The organism is Endozoicomonas sp. SESOKO4, assembly GCF_024606275.1.
In genome coordinates, this window is record NZ_JAHHPS010000523.1 from 1 (window position 1) to 2,876 (window position 2,876).

Genomic DNA, 2,876 nt, shown 5'->3' on the forward strand with positions numbered 1-2,876 from the left:
CATAGCTTTTTGATAGCTTCAGAAACGCTGCTATAACACTTCCTGATATCAGAGACGCTGTCTGGAACTCAGCTATTTTGATGGAATGACTCATCAGAATCTTTCTAACCAGCTGGAAGTTCCTATCGGAACAGTGAAAACGTGGATTCGACGTGGACTGATGAGGTTGAAGGAATGCATGACGACCGCTTAGATCTAAGCAATCCTGATGAAAGAAATCAGGCTGCAGCAGACTATGTGCTCGGCCTGCTGACGCCTGATGAAAAGGCTCAATTTGAAGTATTAATGGCTGTTAGTCACGATGTTCAGCGTGAAGTAGACGAGTGGCGAGAGTACCTGGATACTCTGAACGAGGCTCTGCCTCCTGTCGAGCCTCCCAAGCATATTTGGAAAAATATTGAGCAAGCTACCAACAATAAAGAATCATTCTGGAGCAGCCTGAAGTTCTGGCAAGGTTCCGCTTTTGCTTCGGTTGCCCTGGCTCTTATGGTGGCTCTGGCGAATTTTCAGTCGGTAAACCCGGCGAACATGGAATACGTTTATGTCGTCAACAACCAGAAAAAAAGCCCCGGGTGGATTCTTAACGCATCATTGGGCAGTAAAAAACTGGTTATGGAAACCGTTCAGCCTGATTCCATCCCTGAAGGGAAAGCCTGTGAACTCTGGTTGGTGGTGGATGGTGTAGAGCCTGTTTCTCTGGGAATGCTGCCTGAATCAGGTACAAAAGAGATGACGATACCCAAGGGATGGGCAGAGAAGCTTTCCAAAGCGAAAATTATTGTCACACTTGAAGACCAGAAGGGCGCACCCAACGGCTGGGACATGGGGCCTGTTCTGGATAAAGGTGACTGGAGCACTCGAACTTACTAACTTGTTTCGAGGCACTGCCTGACGGGGCAGTGCCTGATCTTCTAATTACCAGGGAATCAGGGCACCATCATAGTTAAAAAACTGCCCGGTATTTTCCGGCCCAAGCTGCTCAATCACAGAAATCAGCCCTTTTATGGAGGTTCGGGTATCAATCAAAGCATTGGGTCCGCCCATATCCGTCACAACCCAGCCCAGATGACAGATAGCCACACTGACCCCCTTATCAGATAGATCCTGCGCCATACTTTTGCCAACAGCATTCAATGCCGCTTTTGAGGAACGGTAGATATAGCTTCCACCGCTTGTGTTATCAGCAATACTCCCCATTTTGCTGGTCATCAATACAATCTTTGAACCTTGAGGCATCAGCTCAAACAGTTCCTGCACCAGCAAAACCGGTGCAATGGTGTTGACCTCCATGACCTTGTGCCACTCTTCAGATTCAACCTCGCCAAATTTCGCCCGCTGACCATAGATACCCGCATTATTAATCAGTATATCGATCTGCTCTCTCTGCAGCGTATGTTTAAGATTCATTCTCTGTGCGGGGTTGGTGACATCCAGAGGTACCGTTTCCAGTTTTTCGCTGTTCTGCTGCTTCAGGTTCAGCAAATCTTCTGCCGACTCTGGCGCCCGGCAGCAGGCATATACTTTGTAGCCTTTTTCCAAAAACTGCCTGCAATACTCCAGACCCAGACCCCGGTTTGCACCGGTCACCACCACCGTTTTAGTCATCACTTAACTCCTTATAGAGAGTGTCCAGACGAGCCAGATGCCGGGATCGTTCTGAACTCTCAAGAAAACTGGCATTGAAGCTGTTTCGTATCAATTGATAAACAGCCTGATCGTCCAACCCTAAGGCTTGCTGCGTAGCATGGAAATTATCGTTGATATAACCACCAAAATAGGAAGGATCATCAGAATTGACAGTGACACAAAGTCCTTTATCCAGCATCTGCTTCAGATTATGTTCTGACAAACTGTCAAATACACACAATTTGACATTCGAAAGGGGACACACTGTCAGGGGAATTTTGTTCTCAACCAGATACTGAACCAGACTCTCGTCATCCAAACATCGAACACCATGGTCAATCCGCAACACTTTAAGTGCATTCAAAGCTCCCCAGATGTAGTCTGCCGGACCCTCTTCTCCCGCATGAGCAACGGTCTTCAACCCAGCCTGTATGGCTTGGTCAAAGACCTCTGCAAACATCTCCGGAGGGTGCCCCAGCTCCGTTGAATCCAGACCCACACCGACCAGTCGCTGATGCCATGGTTTGGACATTTCAAAAGTATTCAGCGCTGCCTCAGCTCCTAAATGACGAAGAAAACACATAATAGTATGACTGCTGATACCCAACTGCTTTCTGCCATCCTGAAGAGCGGCATCCATTCCCTCAAACACAGTGCCAAACGGGATACCTCTGCCAGTGTGGGTCTGTGGATCAAAGAAAATCTCGGTATGAACTACATTGTCTTTTTGACAGCGCTCCAGATACGCCCAGGTCAAATCATAAAAATCCTGTTCGGTCTGTAGAACATTTGCACCAGCATAATAAATGTCCAGAAAGGATTGCAGGTTGGAAAACTGATAGGCGTCCCGGACTTCTTTAACGCTTTGGTAAGGCAGGCTGATTTCATTTCTTTCAGCCAGAGACAACATCAGTTCAGGTTCCAGGGTACCTTCAATATGCAGATGAAGTTCTGCCTTGGGTAACGAGTCAATCATGGAAGAATCTACCTTTTCATCTGTCATTAAAGATCGTCAGGAACTTGTTCTTTGAATGAATACTGCATTTCCACGTTAAAAAGAGCTATTCTTTCTAAAGATACTTATTATAACGCTCTGGCTGCAAGTCAGGCAGCGATATCAGGAAGGATGCTTTCGCTTTCAGGCGTCTTTTCCGGCAAAAAACCATGGAATGGCACTATGTCGAAGATTGATGGCTCAGGACAACCTCCCTCCCAAACACAATTTGAACCCAGCCGACCGCCTGTAAATC

5 protein-coding genes are annotated in these 2,876 nt (G+C 47.0%); 3 read left to right on the plus strand and 2 right to left on the minus strand.

Features of this window, described 5'->3' with window-relative positions; genetic code table 11:
* Nucleotides 1–61: 61 nt before the first annotated feature.
* Both KDK16_RS10175 and KDK16_RS10180 read left to right on the plus strand, forming a co-directional pair.
* Nucleotides 62–193 carry a sigma factor-like helix-turn-helix DNA-binding protein gene (locus KDK16_RS10175; RefSeq protein ID WP_257275955.1) on the plus strand — a complete coding sequence of 44 codons (132 nt, stop codon included), beginning with the start codon at nt 62–64 and terminating at the stop codon, nt 191–193.
* Entirely contained in the window at nt 175–870 is a 696-nt protein-coding gene (locus tag KDK16_RS10180; protein WP_257255525.1) for an anti-sigma factor domain-containing protein, read from the plus strand. Before KDK16_RS10175 ends, KDK16_RS10180 begins: the two co-directional genes overlap by 19 nt.
* Before the next feature lie 45 nt (nt 871–915).
* On the opposite strand, the gene KDK16_RS10185 is transcribed toward KDK16_RS10180, so the two are convergent.
* Nucleotides 916–1,605: an SDR family oxidoreductase gene (locus tag KDK16_RS10185; protein WP_257275952.1), complete on the minus strand. Its 690-nt coding sequence runs from the start codon at nt 1,603–1,605 to the stop codon at nt 916–918.
* A complete protein-coding gene (locus KDK16_RS10190; RefSeq protein WP_257255523.1) occupies nt 1,598–2,602 on the minus strand; it encodes an adenosine deaminase in 1,005 nt (334 codons plus the stop codon). Before KDK16_RS10190 ends, KDK16_RS10185 begins: the two co-directional genes overlap by 8 nt.
* A 51-nt stretch (nt 2,603–2,653) precedes the next feature.
* Between KDK16_RS10190 and KDK16_RS10195 the strand changes: the two genes are divergently transcribed.
* Nucleotides 2,654–2,876: hypothetical protein (locus tag KDK16_RS10195; protein WP_257275953.1), on the plus strand; the 223-nt coding region annotated here is incomplete at its 3' end.

What these genes read in the sequence shown, in the direction of transcription:
- KDK16_RS10180 (WP_257255525.1), top strand. Translation starts at nt 175, where the DNA reads ATGCATGACGACCGCTTAGATCTAAGCAATCCTGATGAAAGAAATCAG.
- KDK16_RS10185 (WP_257275952.1), bottom strand. Translation starts at nt 1,605, where the DNA reads ATGACTAAAACGGTGGTGGTGACCGGTGCAAACCGGGGTCTGGGTCTG.
- KDK16_RS10190 (WP_257255523.1), bottom strand. Translation starts at nt 2,602, where the DNA reads ATGATTGACTCGTTACCCAAGGCAGAACTTCATCTGCATATTGAAGGT.